Source organism: Streptomyces hydrogenans, assembly GCF_014656075.1.
In the GTDB taxonomy this organism is placed as follows: domain Bacteria; phylum Actinomycetota; class Actinomycetes; order Streptomycetales; family Streptomycetaceae; genus Streptomyces; species Streptomyces hydrogenans.
Genome location: NZ_BNBS01000049.1, coordinates 24975 through 43273, shown reverse-complemented (window position 1 = coordinate 43273; position 18299 = coordinate 24975). Strand labels below are relative to the sequence as shown.

Below are 18299 nucleotides of genomic sequence, written 5' to 3'. Positions count from 1 at the left end.
GGCGCGCAGAGAGGCGGGACAGATCCAGGAGCCCGCCACACCAGAAAAACACAACCGATCCATAAGTGCAACGGTGCAACTTTTTTAACCGTGCCACTAATGGTGTAGGCTGAGTGCATGCCCGACGACAGAAATGCAGCGCCCGCCCCGACAGGCCGCCGTGAACGCAAGAAGGCCGCCACTCGACAAGCGATCGCCGACGCAGCCCTGCGCCTGTTCCTGGAGCGTGGCTACGACGACGTCGGCATCCGCGAGATCGCCGACGCCGCGGACGTGTCCACCACCACGCTCTTCAAGCACTTCTCGGGCAAGGAAGCACTTGTCTTCGACCAACAGGACGAGATGAAGGCCCACCAGCTCGACGCCGTACGCAACCGCCCGGAAGGGCAGTCCGTCCCCACAGCCCTGCGCGAGCACGCCCTGAACTACCGCCTGCTCACCCACGGAGACGACCCCGACATCAACGCCTTCCTCAACCTGGTGACCAGCACCCCGGTACTGCTCGACTACCAGCACCACACCTGGCTGGAGAACACCGCCCCCCTGGCACAGGTCATCGCCGAGGAGAGCGGCCTTCCCGCCGACGACCCCGCCAGCACTGCCCTCGCCCGCTTCGCCCTCGAAGCACCCCGCATCGCCCGCGGCCACCCCGACAGCGCCGCGGCCCTCAACGCCGCCTTCGACCTCCTCGAACACGGCTGGCAGAACACCGCCCCGGCCTGACCAGCACAGCAGCGCGAGCAGTCGCCACACCGCCCTGCCCGGCACCGGGTCGCCGGCACGGCCCAGTCCCAGTTATGGCAGGGACTCACTCCTCCCCGTTGTCGTCCTCGTCCCCGGCGTGTCCAGCTCCGGCGTGTCCGGGTCGCGCAGCGGCCGCAGGGCACCTGGGGCCGCTGCGCTGGCCGTGAAGCTGTAGCGGCCGAGCAGGCTGAGGTTGCGGTGCTTGAGCGGGGAGAGCCGGGCGATGTCCTCGTCCCGGATCTACGGTGTTCCTTCGGCGCCGTCGCCGGAATGCGGCGAGGCGTACGAGGGGCGTTCCACCCAGCCCTTGTCGGACGACCAGCGAAGTGCGGACACCGGTGGCTCAATGACGGGTCTGACCCTGCCGTCTTCGAGTACGCGGACGTGGGTGAACGGGGTTCGGATGCTTCGTAGGTGGAGGGTGATGACTGTTCCGGCCGGGATGCTGCTGTCGAGGCGGCCGTTGGCGAGAGCGTCAGCGGTGACCCAGGAAGGGGGGACGCCGAGCCTGGCGGCGTAGTCGTACCAGGTGGGTCCTGCGGGGTGCGTGCTGCTGAGTTCGTCGCTGACCTGGACCATGCCCTGGAGGATGTGTGAGTGGCGGGCTTCGAGCGCGGCTTCACGACGTTCGCGCTGTCGGAGGTAGAGGGCTCGTAGCTGCCAGAGGGCCAGAGCGGTGAGGCCGGCCGGGGCGCCGTACAGCAGGAGCGTGAGAGTGAGCCCGAGGTCGAGCGACTCCGGCTGGCCGTCGGAGCTGGCTTCGACCCAGGGGATCTGTGCGCCGATCTGTTCGGCGAGTTTGCGGGTCCACTGGGTGAGGACGATGAGAACCACGAGGGAGAGGGCGAGGAGGGTGGTGAGGGCGGTCTGGGCCCGCCGGATGTGGGTGGCGACGGTTCCCCGGTGGATGCCGGTGAGTTCGGCGATCTCTGCGTGGGTGTAGCTCCAGCCGTGGCTGAGCATGATGAGGCGGCGTTGCTGGGGGGAGATCTGCTGGAGGGCGCGTTCGACGTCGACGACGGTGTCGGTGTCCTGTTGGACGGCGGAGACCCATAGCGGCGCGCGGTAGGGGGCGGCGGGGTCGGTGGGGTCGAGGGGGACGCTCTCCTTGCGGCGGTCGAGGTCTTGGACGCGGGTGCGGATGACGGTGCAGAGGTAGGCGTAGAGCTCGCCGGTCTGGATCTTGTCGCGGTTGGCGACGGTGATGAGGTAGGCGTCCTGGACGACGTCCTCGGCGTCGGCGCGGGAAGCGGGCAGGTTCTCGGCGGCGAGCTCACGCCGGGCGAGGCCGTGGAGCGCTCGGCGCTTGTCCTGGTAGACAGCGAGCAGACGTTCGGCGAAGGAGTCCTCGGACGCGACCGGCGCCACCGCGGCGGCGGCATGGGGGCGGGTGGCTCCGGTGCGGGCGGGGCCGGCGGCGGGGTGCATGGTGCTCCTTTCGGGGGTGCTCGCGCGGCGGTGGTGCGTGAGCTGTTCACCGGGGGAGGGGGATGGGAGCGGTGTCTGCATGACACGGTCCGGCGCCGGATGTTCCTCTGCCCTCGGCGCGACCGGGTGCGCGCATGCTTACGGCGCTCCTTCGGCTCCGTCTCCGCCGTAGCCGCGTCCTGTCGGCTGGTTGTCGTAGGGGCGGTATGAGCTGGAGTAGGGGGTGCGGGAGGGGAGGGTGTTGCGGGGGGTGTCGGCGATGATGCCGTCGACGATCCTGTCGCTGAATCTGCACAGGAGGGCGATCCGTGTGCCGGGGGGCTGGCGTGTGTCTCCGTGGTAGAGGGTGTCCAGGGTGATCCATTCTTCGGGGATGCCGAGGTGGGCGGCGTAGTCGGCGGGGGTGGGTGCCATGTGGGGGCGCCGTGCGGCGAGTTCGCCGGTGGTGTTGATCATGAGGTTGAGGACTTCGGTGTGGCGTGCGCGTTCCGCGCTGCGGCGGGCGATTCGTCTGTACTCGAAGAAGTAGATGAGGGCGGCCGCTGCGAGGAACGCGGCGAAGGCGAGGACGGGAACGGCGAGGGTGGGGCCGCCGAGCCAGGGTGCGGAGCCGATGTCGTACCAGCGGGGCCGAGTGCTGCTGCGGGGGAGCCAGTTGATGAGGGCCGTGACGATGACGGCGGCGACGGCGGCACCGATGGTGAGGGCGATTTTGGCGCGGCGGATGTGGGTGGCGACGGTTCCGCGGTTGAGGCCGGTGATCTGGGCGATCTCTGCGTGGGTGTACTCCCAGCCTTCGGCGAGCAGGATGAGCCGGCGCTGTTGGGGGGAGAGCTTGCCAAGGACGCGGCCGGCCTCTCGTTCGGCGTCGAGCGCGGCGTCGATGTCCAGTTCGACGTCGGAGACCCACAGTGCCGTGTGGCCTTCGGCGGTGGGGGCGGTGGTGTCGAGGGGCGCGGCGGCCTTGCGGCGGCTGAGGTCGCGGACGCGGTTGCGGATGACGGCGCAGAGGTAGTCGTAGACGCTGTCGATCTCGGTTCGGTCGCTGTTGGTGAGGACGATGACGAGGGCGTCCTGGACGATGTCCTCGGCGTCGGCGCGGCAGGACGGGAGGTTCTCGGAGGCGAGCTCGCGCCGGGCAAGGCGCCGGAGCGCCTTGCCCTTGTCGTGGTGGACGGCCTGGAGCCGTTCGGCGAAGAGGTCAGACACGGCGGCCTGTGCCCTTCTTGTCCGCGGTGGTGCGGGTGGCGGGGAGGGTGGCGCGGGCGCGGATGAGTTCGGCTTCGCCCTGGGCGCGGGCAAGGTCGGCGAGGACGTGTGCGTGGATGACCTCGGTCTCCCCCCGGGTGTGGCTGCGGTCCTGGAGGATCTTGATGAGCTTGTCGGCGAGCGGGACGAGGACGACCAGGACGGCGGCGATGACGAGTTCCATTGTGTTCCTTCCGGCGGGGCTCGCGCGGCTGTTCCGCGCAGGCCGTTCACACAGGAAGGGGCGTGGGGGGCGGGTTCTGCATGACAGGCCGGCGGGGGTTTTTCGGGGCGGGGCGCGGCGGGGGAGGGTCGGAAAAGAATCTTGGGCGGGGTGTCATGCAGGAGCCGTCCCCGTCCCCCTTCACCGGCAGGGGCCCTGACGTCCGCACCGCACTGAACCTCAATAACAGCAAACTGCCGAAACCCGCGACCAGCCCCTCCCGGCAGCCCGGAGCGCCCCCGCCCCACCCCGGTGCCCCGCCTTGTCCGTATCGGGACGTCACGTACGACTCGGCTCGACACGAGCCGACACGAACGGCTGGCCGGACGACGGGGCGGGGAGGCCGTGGTGGCCGAACCGGTGCAGAGCTGGCGTCTAGGGTCGGGTCATGGAGTCGGACGAGGCACTGGAACCGTTGCGCCGGGTGCTACTGGAGCGTGGGCCCGTCGGCGATCCGACGACGGTCGCCGCGGCGGTGGAGGCCGCTCAGTCTGCTCTGGCCGGCGGGGTGGACACCCCGCGCCTGTGGGAGCTCGGCGTGCTGCCCGAGTGGGACGCTTTGGAAGCGCGTCACCTGCTGTCGGAGCTGGAGCAGGAACTCTGGCCTGCGTTGCGGCTGCCGGTCACCGCTGAGGCTCGCAGCCTGGCGCTGGCCCGGTACTGCCTGCGGGACCTGCTGGACGGCCGCCTCGAACCGTTGGCGGCGGCCGAGCGGATCGGCTACGAGCTATGGCATCCCGACGATCCGGAATCCCCGCTGTGGCCGGTCCGCAGTTGGCTGCACCGCGCGGAGGACCAGCTCGAGTGCTGCGGAGGCCCGTCGAAGGAACTGCTGACTGAACTGCACGCCCTGGCAGTTCAGCTGCTGGCCGGCCCGCTCGCCTGACAATTGACAGCCCGGCAGCGTTTCCCGCTTCGGTCAAGATTACGTGGCAGAGGACATGGGCGATACGCTCAAGACCATCACACGAACTGCCGCAAGAACGGCTCTACTAGGCTGTTCCCCGAGCCTCACCGAGGACACGGATGGACACCCCGAACGAGCCCGAGCCCCAGAACAACAACACGCACGATGTCGTCGTCTATACCTTCCTGGCGCTCGTCGTCGCCGGCGCCGCGACCGCTCTTTGGGCTCCCAAGAAGAGCGACCGCGGCTTCCGGCTGCTCAACTGGCTGGGACCCTTCTTCAAGGCCGAGCCCGAGGCTCCGGAATCCGACCTGTAGGCGCCGGTTCCCGGACTACCTCAGGCCGCGGCGACGTACCCTGACGGTCGAGCCCGACCCCGCGGAGACCGCAGCCGATGAACACCCCCCAGCGAACGGCCCCCACCAGCCAATTCCCCTCCCGCGCCGCCCAGGCCATCGACACGTTTCTCGCCTCGCTCAACACCGCCTCCACCCGGCGCCAGCGCAAGGCCTTCCTCGACGAGTACCTCGCCTGGATCGCTGAAGCGCACGACCGACCCCGCAGCCTCGTCGCCACCGCCGAGCTCCTGGACGAGGAGAACGTCGCCCGGTGGCTACACGCAGCCGCCCAGGGACACACCCGGCGCCGCAGCAGCTCCCGCTCCGAGGCCTCCCAGAACTCCATGGCCGCCAGGGTCTCCACGGCCAACGCCTTCTCTGCCCACTACGGCCGCCCGCTCGACCTACGCCCCCCGGCCGGGCAGTTCGCCCCACGCCTCACCCCCGACGAGGCCCGGCGCGCCCTCCAGGCCCTCACCGAACTCCACCCCGTCGGCATCCTCCAGACCACCTGGGAACGCTCCGCCGCCGTCATCGCCGCCGCCCTCACCACCGGCGAAGGCCTCGCCGTCCTCCACCCCCTGCGCCGCGACGACCTCGACCTCGACCATCAGCCCCCGCGCATCCGCGTCCGTGGCACCTGGCACCCGATCACCGACGAAACCAGCGCCCACGCCCTTGAACGCTGGTCCCGAACCCATCAGGCCCTGACAGCCGGCCACCTCAAGGACCTGAAGGGCGGCGACGTCCACCAACTCTGGGTCACCACCGCCCCCGGCCGCCCGCGCGGCGGCGCACCGGCCCCGTCGGCCTGCCTGCCCGCCACCATCCGCACCCTCGAATCCGCCCACCGCAAGCTCACCGCGACCGTCCTCGGCACCCCGCTCCTCGTGGAGCAGTTCTGCAGCGCCGAGCAGCCCCAGGACGCTCCGCCCGTGTAAGTGGTTGTTGTCTTTCCGGGCTTGAGGGCTGCCTTTCCGCTGTTCATACATGGGGTCGGCGGTCTCGGGGAGTCGTGACGTGTCGTCGCTTGGGAGGAGGTCGGGGATGCCGTCGGTCGTGGGGCTGCTGGAACAGCGTGAGCTGACCGCTCGCCGTCGTGTTGACGCGCTGCGGGAGGAGGCGGACCGTATCCAGGCCGAGCTGGTCGCGGCCGAGCAGGAGTGGAACGAGTGGATCATCGCCCGCTCACGCGTCGGCGAGGTGCTGTCCCCGGGCGAAGAGAACGTCGTCGGCCCGGATGCCGCCGAGGAGCCGTCGGATCGCGGTGAGCCGCCCGCGCTTCCTGCATCTTCGCAGGCGGCGAAGCCGAAGTCGGTGGTACCGATGTGGCGTGTGGGTCTGGCCCGGTCGGCACTGTCGACGGACTACCAGCGCATCGTGCAGGCTCTCGCGGACCGGCGCCGGCTCGGTCAAGGCCCGCTGAATTGCCAGGAGATGGCCAGTTGCTTCGGCCTGGACCCGGTGCCCGCGAAGATCGAGGCGTTGCGGTCGAAGGCGAAGCGGCTGACAGCGCGCGGGTGGCTGGCCGAGCCGGCGCCGGGCCGGTTCACGCTCGCGAAGGCCGTGGCCGGGCCAGGCGGCGGGTCATGAGCATCGTCGCCGACCAGTAGACCATCGCCTCCGCGCTGCTGGTGGACCTCTCGAAGTCCCGCACCAGGCGGCGGCTCCGCATCAGATGGGCAAAGAACCGCTCCACGATCCGCCGCTTGGGCAGCACCACGAAGCCGCGCATGTCGTCACTGCGCTTGACGATGGCGAGGACCAAGGCGAGGACGGTGAGGCCGTACTCGACGAGGCTGCCCGTGCAACCGCCGTCGGCCCAGAGCAGGGCCAATCGGTGATGCGAGGCCGCGACCTGGGCAAGCAGGACATGGGCGGCGGCGCGGTCGCCGATATCCGCCGCGGTGACCATCACCCCCCAGCAGCAGGCCGAGGGTGTCGACCACGGCGTGCCGCTTGCGGCCGTTGACCAGCTTGCCGCCGTCGAAGCCCCGGTTGTCGGCCCCGACGACGGCGTCCGCCTTGACGGACTGGGAGTCGGTCACCCCTGCGCTCGGCTCCGGGTCCCGCCCGGCCCGCTCGCGGACCTTGCTGCGAAGCCGGTCGTGGAACTCCTTGACCAGACCATGGTCGCGCCAACGGCGGAAGAACGCGTAGACCCGGTCCCACGGCGGGAAGTCGGCCGGCATCGCCCGCCACTCCGTTCCATTGTCGACGAGGTGGCGGACCGCGTCCAACATTGCGCGGTGGCAGTACGCCTCCGGCTGCCCGCCCCGCCCGCGCAGCCGGCCCGGCGCTGGCAGCAGCGGCCTCACCACCGCCCACTCTGCATCGGACATGTCCGTCGGGTAGCGGCGCACACGGACCCCGTGGTCGGAGGCGTTCCCGAACCGGTGTGCCAGACAGTCACACCCGAAAGTGACCGAAGTGGACCCCGTTCCCGCGATGCCGTACGAATGCGACAACAGGGCCTCCTGGGCCGCTCTTTGGCGTAGACACCCCTCGAGCTACCAAGAGGCCCTGCTTTCATGCACAACGACTGCCACACTCACTCGATCGAGACTCCCGTTCGACCAGCGCCCCTCAAGATCGGACAGCCAAGCCGCTGAGTACTTCCAAGCGCTGTCTGCACCGCTCGTGTGAGGATGGTCGGCATGTCTGCTCGTGCACTGAGCTTCGGCGCAACCGCGAAAGCCTACGAAAGGTTCCGGCCGGGGTATCCCAAGGAGCTCTTCGACTTGGTGATGACGTACGCGGGCCGGCCGGTCCGGACGGCCCTGGAGATCGGTGCGGGGACCGGCAAAGCAACCCGCCTGTTCGCTGACCAAGGGGTCACGATCACGGCGACGGAGCCCGACGCCGCCATGCTCGCCGAGCTGAACAAGACCGTGCCCCCGAACGTGACGACAGTGCGGGCCGCATTCGAGGACCTGCGGTCAGGTGAGACCTATGGGTTGGTCTATGCAGCGGCAGCCCTGCACTGGACACGCCCGGAGGGTCGGTGGTCAAGAGCGGCCGCGCTACTGGAACCGGAGGGCGTGTTCGCCTCATTCGGCGGCCAGGTTCAGCTGGCTGACCCAGCTGTTGCGGAGGCTGTGCGTGCGGCGCGGGCGCCGTTCCTGGAAAGCGACGAGGTCCCATCTCCCGACGGGACTGCTCCTGGCGAGGAAATGCAGTGGCCGGGTACGGAGCTGCAGCAGTCTCCGTTGTTTCTCGACGTTCAGCAGGCCGTCGTCAAACGGCGCTTGACAATGAGCGCTCCTGATTACGTCGGCTACCTGTCGACCGTCTCGGCGTATCTCCAACTGCCTCCGCCGAAGAGACAGCAGGCGTACAACGCGATCACACGGGTCCTGCCCGAGAGGGTCGAGATCTCCGCCGACATCATCGCCCATCTCGCGCGTCGACGATCCGAGTAGCGTCGACACTCCACTCTGAGGGGACCACGGCGAGCTACACGCGATGATCTGCGCCGAGACGGCCATGTACGCCGCCTTCTCCTGCCCGGCACCCACCTCGGTCACCCGATACAGAGACTTTCGTTCGAGCGACACTGCTCAAGATCGGAACAACAACAGCCACTGAGATCATGTTCGCAACGGGATCGCTCTGCTCTGCTCCTCGTGCCTGCGGGGATGGTTCCCAGCTGCCGATGCCCCGCGCATCGCTCTGGGCTCCCGGTCCTGCTTCTCGGCGGTGATGGGCTCTGGTGGGTCATGGCGGCGATCCGCCGCTGCTCCTCGCTCGCGCGGGGATGGACCCATGAATCTCAACGTGCCTGTCACAGGAAAGCACCGCTCCCCGCACCTCAACGAACACACCGAACCGGCCGTCTTCATGAGGGTCGCCACCAGCGCCTGAACTCACCCGCACTGCCGGCCCGCGGGCGGACAGGCAACCAGCAAGACGAGGGCAAAAGCGGGATGCCGCCAGGACTACGGCGCCGGCTCGTAAGAGACGACCGTCGCCGGACAGTCCTCGGCGAGCCCCAGCAGCACCTCCCGCTCGGCCTCATCAGCGGCCAGGTCCCAGCGCAGCTTCGTACCGACCCAGATCGCGGCACAGGCGCAGTGGCAGGAGGCGTCCGACGGCAGCCACTCGGCCGGATCCTTGTCCGCCTTGCTGCGGTTCGAGGCCGCGGTGACCGCGATCAGAGTGTCGGGACTGTCCTGGTCGTTCGCGTACGCCTCACGCCGCGCCGCACCCCACGCCGTCTGCTCAGTTGGCAGGGAGCGTCATTCGAGAGAGCGGTATCCCGTGAGCTTCGGTGCCTACTCCTTCGGCTCCGTGCCTGTGTGGGATGAGCGTCGAGGCCGGTTCTGCCAGGAGTGTCAGTGCTGCCCGGCATAGTGCTGGGCATGATCAACAACTTGCAGAGCATCGACTGGGCGTCCTTGGGCCACGCCTACGGGGCAGCCGACGACGTTCCTGGATGGTTGTGCGGCATGGTGTCGCCGGACGCTGAAGCGCGAGAGAAGGCGTTCGGCAGCTTCTACAACAGTGCGCTCCACCAGGGGAGTGTGTATTCGAGCACGGTGGCCAGTGTGCCGTTCCTGTTCGCGATGGCGGATGACCCGGCGACGCCTGACCGGGCGGAGGTCGTCGCACTGCTGCTCAGCATCGGTCGGGAGGCGGTGGATGCCGAGGAGGTCTACGCCGTGGTCTGCGGCGAGAACGGGGAGGATTCCACGATCTACCCCGACACCGCGAACCTGATGCGGGCGCATGCCGACGCCTTCATCGCTTACGCCAGCGACCCCGACCCCCGGGTGCGCAGGGCTTCGATCGAGGGGTTGGGGCTCTTCTTGGAGGACGCCGAACGGGCGGTGGGACTCTTGCAAGAACGCCTCGTGCACGAGAGCGGTGTCGCCGAGCGGGTGCTGGTGGTGCAGACGATGGCGGACCTTGTCCTTCGTCTGCCTGCGGCCGCAGCGCCGGCGAGGGCGTGGTTCGACGCGCTGGCCGACAGCGGTAGCACGGATGCGGACACCCGTCTGGCGGCGCTCGCCCACCGGGCCCGCTGCGCTCCCGATTCCATCGACGACCGGACAGTGCCGGTCATGATCGAGTTGCTCCGCCGGGTCACCCCTGCACCCCCGCCCGAACAGGACCCGGCGCCAGACGACCGGAGGCCCTCACGGCTGTGTGCATGTGAGACCGAGGCGGAGGGCAATCCGACTGTTCCCGGGCACGTCGCCGCAGCATTCGACGACCTCGAACGCCACGGCCGGATCCATGCCCCCACCACCCCGCTTCTGAAAGCCCTTCATGAGGCACTGGGCGCGCGGTTCGACGACCGAAAGGCGCTGCTGACCGAGCAGCTGCGCAGTGCGGACCGGGCCACGCGGTACGACGCCACCGACATGGCCCGTCGTCTGATCGCCTCCTGGCGGGGTGACCACACCGATCTGGTGCGGCTGATCGGCGACTGCCTGCAGCCGGGCGACTCCTACACCTCCGCGGCAGCGGCCGAAGCGCTCGCCGCCCTGGATCGCCTGGCCGAGCCCGCCCGCGAAGCCCTCGCCGCCTACGTCAGCAACCAGCTCACCGAGCACCGGTCCGATGCATGGGCGAGCCCGCACCGCGGGCTGCGCCGTGCGCACCAGCAAGCTGTCGTGGCGCTGGCCGGCCTCAGAGACGAACGAGCCCTGCCCAGCCTGCTGGTCGCACTGGACACCGGCACCGACGCCTGGCGCGCGGTGACAGTGGCCGGGCGCCTTCCTCAGTCCGCTGCCGAACTCGCTCCCAGGCTCATCAGCCGTTTCACCGCCATCAACCCTGACTCCGGCGATTCCTACGGTTTCGGGTTCAATTCCTTCACGGTCGCCCTCTCCCAACTCGGTGACCCGGCGGCCATCCCGGCGCTCACCGCCGCCCTGCAGAACGCGATCCAGCACAAGCAGTCGCACCTCGCGGAACCCATCCTGAAGGCGCTCGCCTCGTTCGGTCCCCGTGCCGAAGCCGCTCTGGACGCGGCCCGCCGCCTCAGCGAAGCCGACGACCTCTCCCTGAGGACAGCGGCGCTGTGCGCGGTCTGGGAGATCGGGCGCTGCCCCGAGGAGGTAGTGCCGCTGCTGGACCGGCTTCTGGAGACACGCTGTGCAACGGACGCGATCGACCTCGCCGGCCGGATCGGCCCTGCCTCCGTCCCCGTCCTGCCGCGCCTGCGGCAGATTCTCGACGAACAACTCGCCGAGAACGCGCGCAACGAACGGAACGGTTCGAGCGTGCTGAACGACTGGTGGACCATCATCCGCGTCGCGTCAGCGCTATGGGAGATAGGCGGCGCCAATCAGACGGACACCGTGCTGCCAGTGCTGCTGGCCGCCTGGAAGAACGACGACTCCAGCGCCCACGCCGTCGTCGCGTGCCTCGACCGCATGGGCCCGGCCGCCCACCCCGCCCTGCCTCAAGTCCACGCCGCTCTCGCCCGGCCCCACCGCTACGAGCAGCTGTGGACCGGCTCCGTCGCTCTCGACCTGGAGATCGAGCACACCTGCCGGACCATCCTGATGCGTCTGCAGGATCATGCGGAGCCCACCCTCGCCGAGCAGGCATAGGCGCCATCCGCTGTGTGTGCAGTGCTCAGGCCCTGCACACAGCCGGACGGCTACGGGGCGGGGGTGTAGTGGACGACCGTGGTCTCACACGCCTCCGCATACACCTTCAGGGCGTCGGCCTCGGCCTGGTCCGCGGCCAGGCCCCAGCAGAGCTTGGTGGCGGTCCACTCACCGGTGTAGCGGCACTGGGTGTCCGGGCGCGGCGGCATCCAGGTCGACGGGTCCTGGTCGGCCTTCTGCCGGTTGGTCCGCGCGGTGACCGCGACCAGCGAGACGGCGGCGTCCTGGTCGTTGGCGTACGCCTCACGCCGCTTCGCATCCCAGGCGCTGGCCCCAGCTGGCAGGGGACGTCACTCCAGAGGTGCGGTATTCGGAGCCCCCAAATCACAGCGATGACTCTGCCCGGTGACGACCGGCGCTTGGCGGCAGCTGGTCTCACTGAGCATCAATGAGGCGCAGCCATCCGCTTGAGGACCACTGCCCCGAACCGCAGTCTCTCTCGGTCGAGGCGCCAACTCAGCTCGCCGGCCAGCTCTTCGAGGCCCTCAAGACCCATTCCACGGTAGGCGCGGGCGGGCAGCGAGATCGTCTCGTCAGAACTCTGAGAGTTTTCCGCGATGGCCCGTCTCAGAGCGAAGCCTGCACGCTCCCGCCACTGCTCTGGTGTGCCGTTCAGCTCCAGCTTGTACTGACGCCGGGACAGCAGGAAGCCGTCACCATACGGATCCTTCGGCACCCCCTTCGGCGTGCCGCCGAACAGAGGTGACCCACCGCCACCACCGAAGAGCAGCAGGACCGTCATCACGGTGAAACCGATGGGAAGGTAGAACCACTGCAGATAGAACTGGCACCGCAGCCCCCAGGCCGAGCGCGGCGGCAGCGGTCCATGGCCGATCGCGCCTGATGTCCCCGCGCGCGAGTTCCCACTCATGAACAGCCCCCACTTCCCGCCCTGACGCATTGCCGTCTACGTGCATCATGCCGAGGACCCGACAGATCTGCCACGACACCCCCTCCGGGTTCCCGGCCCCGCGGGCGGGGCCACCTGTCGTGGCGGCAGATGAAGCCGACCCAGGCCAGAACCCACGACGATCACGCTGGCCGACGATCCCGCGTAGACCTTGCCCCTGGTCTCTTCCTGGCCGGCCCGCGTAGCCCGGCACAGCGCTCGGCGTCTGATCAGGAGGCGGCAGTACGGTCGAAGCTGGTGACGTTCAGCTTCACGCCCTCTGTACTCTTGAGCGTCGTCGGAAACTCACCGTTCGCCCTCTGGCCGGGCTGGACGTCGGTCTCCAGCTGAGTTCCGTTCGCCACCCGGGTGCCACTGGCGTCGATCGCTTCCCAGTCCCACGAGTAGTTCGACTTCTTGCTGCTGCTGTTCTTGATCGTCCAAACCAGCCAGACGTCGGTGATGCCGGCCTGCGAACGGTCGTCGAGCTTGAAGCTGACCAGATCAGCTCGTTCGCTCGCGCCCCCCGGAGACCTCTGGGCGCTGGTCTCTCCCTCCGGGGCAGGTGTGCTGCTCTCATCGCTGCTGCATGCAGTACCAAAGGCCAGACCCGAGGCCGTGACCACGGCGATGAGCGCTGAAGAAAAGGCGTGACGACGGTGAACGCGCATGGCTGCTCCTCCTCGTCCCTCCATCTTGCGTTGCAGCCGCCCAACTATCGACTCGGCAGCCTTCACCGCCCTCCTCGCCCTTCCGCCCCACCAGGCAGCCCGCCTCCTCGAAGTACAGGCCGCCGGCACCACCAACCGCGACCTCCAGCAGGCCACCGCCGACGCCCTCGGCGAGGTCTACTTCCGCCAAGGCCGCTCCCGCGCCCACGGCCTCGACGTCGAGCTGACCGACACCGAGCAGTTCGCCTTCGAGCTGTATTGATCAGAAACGGCTCGGGTTCTGATCACCATGAGGGGCCTTCACCGGGGTCGTCTGATCCGCTTCGATGGTCCTGGCCGCCTCGGCTGCTTCCCGGAAGGTGACGACCGCCTCGCCGTTCTCCCGCGCCCATGCGGTGAGCATCCGGATGGGTTCCTCCAGGGTTCGCCCGAGATCGGTCAGGCCGTACTCCACGCGCGGCGGCGCCTCGGCGTACGCGTGCCGCTCGACGAGCCCGTTGGCTTGGAGCCGGCGCAACGTCTGGGTCAGGACCTTGCGCGAAATGCCACCGCTCAGCTCGACCAGTTCGCCGTGGCGCAACGGGCCGTCGGTCAGTGCGAAGAGCGTGACCATGGACCACTTGCTGGCGATGATCTCCATGGCCAGGAGAGCGGGACAGTCGGCGAGGAAGGCAATTCCGGGGCGCAGGCTCATGCCCCCGAAGGTTACCTGGAGGTACCTGTCGGCCGCCTATCGTCGTCGAGGTGCGCACGCCCCTACTCGCCCCTCGCACGATTGAGGTTTCAGCCATGTTCGTCTCCCTGACCGTCGTCACCGTGTTCATGGCGGCGCTTCTCCTGGTATCGGCCGGGGCCAAGTCTCTGCGGACGCGTCACATCACAGAGCAGATGTCCACCCTCGGAGTGCCGCAGAGCATGATGGGTTTCCTGATAGGCGCTCAGGTCGCGGGCGCGGCCGGTGTGATCGCCGGACTCTGGTGGGGACCCGTCGGAATTGCCGCCGCGATCGGCCTGACGCTCTATTTCGCTGGGGCGGTCGCCTTCCACCTGCGTGTCGGCGACCGCAGGGGCGCGTCGCCGGCGGTGGTCCTCACTATGGCCTCCATCGCCCTGATCGTGCTGCGTGCTGCCACCCTCTGACAGGGGACAGCCGGTCTGGCACCGGCCTTGATCGTGCCGAGCGAGGTCGGTCTCCGATGAGGACGACCACCGTCGATCATCGTGAGTTGTGTCGACAGACGAAGATCAGCCGGTGGCCGTGGGCCACAGCGCAGACCCTGCTCAGTGGCACCTACGAGATCAAGGGGTACGAGGAGGGCCCGCCGCCCCTGTGTGGCTGAACGGCCGCCCTGGCAAGATGGCCCGCCCGGCCCTGTCCACCTCGTCGGGCCGTACCTCCTGCTCTCCGCACGCGCGGAGATGGCCCCGCCGCCGCGCAGCAGCCCCCGGCGATCGGAACCTGCTCCCTGTGCCTGCGGGGATGGCCCGGGCGGCTGTCGTCTGCCACCAGAACGTCAGTGGTCCTGCCACGGGAATGCCAGAAGGACGCCAGCGTACTGCCGCCTTGCACGTCCGCTCGTGCACGTCCCGCCAGCCTCCAGACACGGTAGTCGGTGCGGACTTTCACCAGTACCGGCCACAGGCTGGTACTCCGCAGGGGCGAGGCTGGTCGAGGCCCGTGAGTACTGGCTAGGTACGGTGCGGAAGGAGCACGAGGAGGACGGATTGGACGAGCAGAGGTCGGCGGGCGGTCTAGTGCTGCGCCTGAAGGAGCTAGCGGATGGCCTTGCGGACCCGGACCGCGACCTCGATGACCTCGCGGCGATCGAGGCGGAGTTCGTAACCGCTGGACGACGCGAGCTGATTCCCTCCATCGAGGCGTATCTTGCGGCCGCCGTGGAAGCGGGCGACTGGTACGCCAGGCATGTGCTCGCGCGGATCCTGGCCAAGACGGCTGGCCGCACGTCGCTGGCCAGTCTGTTGCGCGCATACTCCCGGGATCTTGGTGACGACCAGAACTCTCTCTCGACGACGCTTTGCGTATGGGCGAGGGAAGATCCGGCTGCCGCGCGCGAGATCTTGCTGCTGTACGCAGTCAGCGGCGATGGGGATCTTCGCCGGGCGGCGATCTGGCTGCTCGGATTCGTCCCCCAGCCCACCGATCTCAACCTGCTCGCCCTCGCCGCGCACGACTCGGACGAGCAGATCCGGCGCGCGGTCGCGGGCACGCTCGAAAGCCACGGAGCAGACCCGGCCGCCGTCGATCTGCTGTTGGACCTGCTGGACGACTCCTCCCCGCAGGTACGAATCAGCGCCCTCAGCGCTCTCGGCTTTATCCGGGAACCCAGAACCCTGCGGAAGATCCGTCTCCTCGCGAACGACGGCACTCCCCGTGTGCGTGCCTGGGTCGCGATTGCCTTGGGCCGCTTTCCCGCCCTGGAGCCCGCAGACCTCTCGACCTCGGCCGTCCTCGCCCGGCTGGCGGCGGATGCCGACCCATATGTTCGTGAACGGGCAGCCGAGGCTTGTCACCTCAAGCCCCTCCAAGGCTGACGAACGCTGCGTGCCCTGCCGACGGGTGGTCGGCCGAAGCCGATGTCGTCACCGGCGGCTTTCTTTCAACTGGGCCGGAACTCGGGAGACCCGTAGTTCCTTCAGGTCGGGGATGTGCTTGTAGAGGGTGCCGACGGAGACCCGAGGAGGGCTGCGATGGTCTCGATGCTGTTGTCCGGGTTGGGCAGCATGTCGCGAGCGGCGCGCAGCAGCTTGTCGTTGACGACGGTGGGTCGGCCGCCGACGCGCCCGCGGGCCCGTGCGCCAGGTCTCGGAGTCCCGCTGGACCATCCGCTCCTTGCGTCCGTAAGGATGATCCTTGCGCTCTCAGAACGAGCTCGCGACGAGGCTTCTACTCCCTGTATCCGTGGGGTTGGCCTCGTGACCGGCCTCGGCGACCTGTACGTTATCCGCTGCTCCCCGCACCCGCGGGGATGGACCCAAGGGCGTCGAGGTGTCCGCTGGGGCGGCAGACCAGTACCGACCGCAGCCTGACATCACCGCCCCGACCACCGGAACTGCTCGTCCTCCGGTTCCACCCGCCGCTCCAGCCCCCCTGCGGTGACCAGCTGAAGAAGCACCTCGTGAAGAGCGTTCCCCAACGGGTTGTCGGTCCAGAACACGCCCTTGACCTGTGTGAACGTCACAGATTCGTCAAAGATCCCCAGCGAACGGCCCATCACGAAGGCCGCACCGTCCCCATCAGTCCATCCAGCCAAGCCCTCGGAAAGATCCACAAGCCGATCCTGCCAGCGCACGCCCCAACCCGGTGAACCTTCCCGGTCACAGCACCAGCCAACGCCATGAGAGCGCGGCACCGCCCTCGATCCCGCGGCAGCGACCAGAAGGGGCTGGGACGCAGCCGACCGCTCCCGTCGCCGAACAGGCACACATCCCCGAAATTGTCGGGAACGCGTCACCGCCTGATGCTGCTTTCCCACGACACTGGGCGACGGCCGGAACGCCTGGCAACGTGATGCCGCACCGGGAGCCACCGCAGGCGCCCGCCGAACAACCCACTCCGCAGGGCCCGTTCGACACATCCGGCCCACACTTCACTCCAGAGCCACCCCCGGGGGAAGCATGTCTCTTCGCAGCCGACTCACACGCCGCGCCCGCCTCACCGTCATAGGCGTGACCGCGGGCGGCGTCGCCGCAGCCGTGATCGCGGTCGTGCCGTCGCTCGTGGACGGCCCGACCCCGGCTCCCGTGACGGTCGCCGCCGACACCGCCTACGGACCCGAGCCCGAGGCCGACGGCAAGCTGGTCACCCAGCCGAACGAGCTGACGACCATGGCCACGTCCGCACTCTCGCCCGACACGATGATCAACCGGGCGCGCACCTGGCTCACCGCCAACAACGGCAAGCCCGTTCCGTACAGCATGGAGCGCGTCTGGAAGGACGGTTACCGTCAGGACTGCTCCGGCTACGTCTCCATGGCGCTCGGCCTGGGCAAGCCCGGCCTGAACACCGTCGGCCTGGCCGACTCCCGCAGCGGCGTCACCAAGCGACTGGGCAGCGTGAGCCAGCTCCAGAAGGGCGACCTGCTGATCGACTATCGCACCGACGACGGCGACTTCCGACACGTCGTGATCTTCGAGAAGTGGGCCGACGCCGCGCACAGCGCCTACTGGGCCTACGAACAGCGCGGTACCTACGGCACGACCCACAGACAGCTCAAGTACGGGCTCGGCAACGACAACTACGACCCGTTCCGCCCGATCAAGCTGGCAGGCGGTGGTGGTGGCCAGCTGCCGGCCCCGAGCGTCTCCTGGCCGGTCCTCAAGAGCGGCTCCCAGGGGGCCGACGTACGGACCGCCCAGCACCTGCTCACCCTGCGGGGCCACACGCTCGACGCCGACGGAGCCTTCGGCACGAAGACCCGCGCCGCCGTGATCGCGTTCCAGAAGTCCCGGTCCCTGGCCGCCGACGGCGTCATCGGCCCGAACACCTGGTCCCAGCTGGTCAAGACGGTCCAGCACGGCTCCTCCGGCCAGGCCGTGAAGGCAGCACAGGCGCAGCTCAACGTCTACGGCTACGGCCTCAAGGTCGACGGTGCCTTCGGCGCGAACACCAAGGCGGCGGTGATCGCCTTCCAGCAGAAGCATCGCCTGCAGGTCGATGGCGTCGTCGGCCCGCAGACCTGGCGCACCCTCCTCGGGAGCCGCTGACGGCGATCCCGCCACCACGCCCGACGGTCCCGCGGCGTACAGCTGGAGGGCCGTCGGGCGTGCCGCTCTGAGGATGGCGCCGGATCCGGTCGGCAGCGGTGCCGAGAACCCCACTTCTGGCGCGACCCCGTGGTGGTTCTGCTGTCTCTGCTGGTCAGCTGTAGTAGGCGATCTTCTCGTCCAGGACCTGCATGGCCCGGCGCAGTGCCGCCGCCCGCTGCTCCAGGGCCGTGCGGCGCTCGCGGAGGAAGGAGACCCGGTCCTCAGGGGAGTGTTCGGCGCGCAGTATGGCGACGAATCCACGCAGGTCCGTGATGCCGAGACCGGCCTCGCGGAAGCACGTGATCAGACCGATCCAGAAGAGGTCGTCCTCGGTGTACTCCCTGCGGCCGCCGGCGGTCCGTCGGATCGGGCCGATGAGTCCTTCGCGTTCGTAGTAGCGCAGCGTGTCGATGGAGACGCCGCTGCGCTCGGCGGTCGCTGCCGGGGAAAGGCTGGTCATG

Annotated in this window: 20 protein-coding genes and 3 pseudogenes; 11 read left to right on the top strand and 12 right to left on the bottom strand. The window is 68.8% G+C overall.

What is annotated here, in order from left to right:
- Nucleotides 1-117: 117 nt before the first annotated feature.
- Nucleotides 118-723, top strand: coding sequence for a TetR/AcrR family transcriptional regulator (locus IE321_RS21320; protein WP_190224150.1), 606 nt, complete (start codon nt 118-120; stop codon nt 721-723).
- 72 nt (nt 724-795) lie between these two features.
- Here the strand turns inward: IE321_RS21320 and IE321_RS43215 are convergent.
- From IE321_RS43215 to IE321_RS21305, 4 genes and pseudogenes are all read right to left on the bottom strand, one after another.
- Nucleotides 796-984: pseudogene (locus tag IE321_RS43215) on the bottom strand (hypothetical protein); the annotation flags it as partial.
- Nucleotides 985-2172, bottom strand: a complete 1188-nt coding sequence (locus IE321_RS21315; RefSeq protein WP_190224149.1) for an RNA polymerase sigma factor — start codon at nt 2170-2172, stop codon at nt 985-987.
- 138 nt (nt 2173-2310) lie between these two features.
- Nucleotides 2311-3381: an RNA polymerase sigma factor gene (locus IE321_RS21310; RefSeq protein ID WP_190224148.1), complete on the bottom strand. Its 1071-nt coding sequence runs from the start codon at nt 3379-3381 to the stop codon at nt 2311-2313.
- Nucleotides 3374-3604: a hypothetical protein gene (locus tag IE321_RS21305; protein ID WP_190224147.1), complete on the bottom strand. Its 231-nt coding sequence runs from the start codon at nt 3602-3604 to the stop codon at nt 3374-3376. Before IE321_RS21305 ends, IE321_RS21310 begins: the two co-directional genes overlap by 8 nt.
- A 427-nt stretch (nt 3605-4031) precedes the next feature.
- On the opposite strand from IE321_RS21305, the gene IE321_RS21300 reads away from it, so the two are divergent.
- From IE321_RS21300 to IE321_RS21285, 4 genes are all read left to right on the top strand, one after another.
- Nucleotides 4032-4529, top strand: a complete 498-nt coding sequence (locus IE321_RS21300; RefSeq protein ID WP_190224146.1) for a hypothetical protein — start codon at nt 4032-4034, stop codon at nt 4527-4529.
- Between the two features lie 140 nt (nt 4530-4669).
- Nucleotides 4670-4867: a hypothetical protein gene (locus tag IE321_RS21295; RefSeq protein ID WP_190224145.1), complete on the top strand. Its 198-nt coding sequence runs from the start codon at nt 4670-4672 to the stop codon at nt 4865-4867.
- Between the two features lie 77 nt (nt 4868-4944).
- The gene (locus IE321_RS21290) at nt 4945-5829 is read left to right on the top strand and encodes a site-specific integrase (protein ID WP_190224144.1); all 885 of its coding nucleotides are present in this window, start codon (nt 4945-4947) and stop codon (nt 5827-5829) included.
- Between the two features lie 106 nt (nt 5830-5935).
- Nucleotides 5936-6481, top strand: coding sequence for a hypothetical protein (locus IE321_RS21285; protein WP_190224143.1), 546 nt, complete (start codon nt 5936-5938; stop codon nt 6479-6481).
- Here the strand turns inward: IE321_RS21285 and IE321_RS42135 are convergent.
- Nucleotides 6438-6803, bottom strand: a complete 366-nt coding sequence (locus IE321_RS42135; RefSeq protein WP_350813764.1) for a transposase — start codon at nt 6801-6803, stop codon at nt 6438-6440. The two genes, IE321_RS21285 and IE321_RS42135, sit on opposite strands and share 44 nt — an antisense overlap.
- 253 nt (nt 6804-7056) lie before the next feature.
- Nucleotides 7057-7230 (bottom strand): annotated as a pseudogene (locus IE321_RS42130) (transposase); the annotation flags it as partial.
- A 315-nt stretch (nt 7231-7545) separates the two neighbouring features.
- Here IE321_RS42130 and IE321_RS21275 point away from each other — a divergent pair.
- Nucleotides 7546-8310 (top strand): class I SAM-dependent methyltransferase, encoded by a 765-nt coding sequence (locus IE321_RS21275; RefSeq protein ID WP_190224142.1) that lies wholly within the window; start codon nt 7546-7548, stop codon nt 8308-8310.
- A gap of 939 nt (nt 8311-9249) precedes the next feature.
- Nucleotides 9250-11451, top strand: coding sequence for a HEAT repeat domain-containing protein (locus IE321_RS21270; RefSeq protein WP_190224141.1), 2202 nt, complete (start codon nt 9250-9252; stop codon nt 11449-11451).
- Nucleotides 11452-11501: 50 nt separating this feature from the next.
- On the opposite strand, the pseudogene IE321_RS42120 reads toward IE321_RS21270, so the two are convergent.
- The 3 genes and pseudogenes from IE321_RS42120 to IE321_RS21255 all read right to left on the bottom strand — a co-directional run.
- Nucleotides 11502-11789 (bottom strand): annotated as a pseudogene (locus IE321_RS42120) (HNH endonuclease); the annotation flags it as partial.
- A 107-nt stretch (nt 11790-11896) separates the two neighbouring features.
- A complete protein-coding gene (locus tag IE321_RS21260; RefSeq protein ID WP_190224139.1) occupies nt 11897-12382 on the bottom strand; it encodes a hypothetical protein in 486 nt (161 codons plus the stop codon).
- A gap of 248 nt (nt 12383-12630) precedes the next feature.
- Nucleotides 12631-13071, bottom strand: coding sequence for a hypothetical protein (locus tag IE321_RS21255; protein WP_226652893.1), 441 nt, complete (start codon nt 13069-13071; stop codon nt 12631-12633).
- Here IE321_RS21255 and IE321_RS21250 point away from each other — a divergent pair.
- Nucleotides 13070-13333 (top strand): hypothetical protein, encoded by a 264-nt coding sequence (locus IE321_RS21250; RefSeq protein ID WP_190224138.1) that lies wholly within the window; start codon nt 13070-13072, stop codon nt 13331-13333. The two genes, IE321_RS21255 and IE321_RS21250, sit on opposite strands and share 2 nt — an antisense overlap.
- On the opposite strand, the gene IE321_RS21245 is transcribed toward IE321_RS21250, so the two are convergent.
- Nucleotides 13334-13765, bottom strand: a complete 432-nt coding sequence (locus tag IE321_RS21245) for a winged helix-turn-helix transcriptional regulator (protein WP_190224137.1) — start codon at nt 13763-13765, stop codon at nt 13334-13336.
- Nucleotides 13766-13860: 95 nt separating this feature from the next.
- On the opposite strand from IE321_RS21245, the gene IE321_RS21240 reads away from it, so the two are divergent.
- Both IE321_RS21240 and IE321_RS21235 read left to right on the top strand, forming a co-directional pair.
- Nucleotides 13861-14211, top strand: a complete 351-nt coding sequence (locus IE321_RS21240; protein ID WP_190224136.1) for a DoxX family protein — start codon at nt 13861-13863, stop codon at nt 14209-14211.
- Nucleotides 14212-14796: 585 nt separating this feature from the next.
- Entirely contained in the window at nt 14797-15624 is an 828-nt protein-coding gene (locus tag IE321_RS21235) for a HEAT repeat domain-containing protein (protein WP_190224135.1), read from the top strand.
- 497 nt (nt 15625-16121) lie between these two features.
- Here IE321_RS21235 and IE321_RS21230 read toward each other — a convergent pair whose 3' ends face one another.
- Nucleotides 16122-16361 (bottom strand): hypothetical protein, encoded by a 240-nt coding sequence (locus IE321_RS21230; protein ID WP_190224134.1) that lies wholly within the window; start codon nt 16359-16361, stop codon nt 16122-16124.
- Between the two features lie 346 nt (nt 16362-16707).
- Here IE321_RS21230 and IE321_RS21225 point away from each other — a divergent pair, with 346 nt between their 5' ends.
- Nucleotides 16708-17796, top strand: a complete 1089-nt coding sequence (locus IE321_RS21225; protein ID WP_190224133.1) for a peptidoglycan-binding domain-containing protein — start codon at nt 16708-16710, stop codon at nt 17794-17796.
- A gap of 154 nt (nt 17797-17950) precedes the next feature.
- Here IE321_RS21225 and IE321_RS21220 read toward each other — a convergent pair whose 3' ends face one another.
- Nucleotides 17951-18298, bottom strand: a complete 348-nt coding sequence (locus IE321_RS21220) for a MerR family transcriptional regulator (RefSeq protein WP_190224132.1) — start codon at nt 18296-18298, stop codon at nt 17951-17953.
- Nucleotide 18299: the final 1 nt, after the last annotated feature.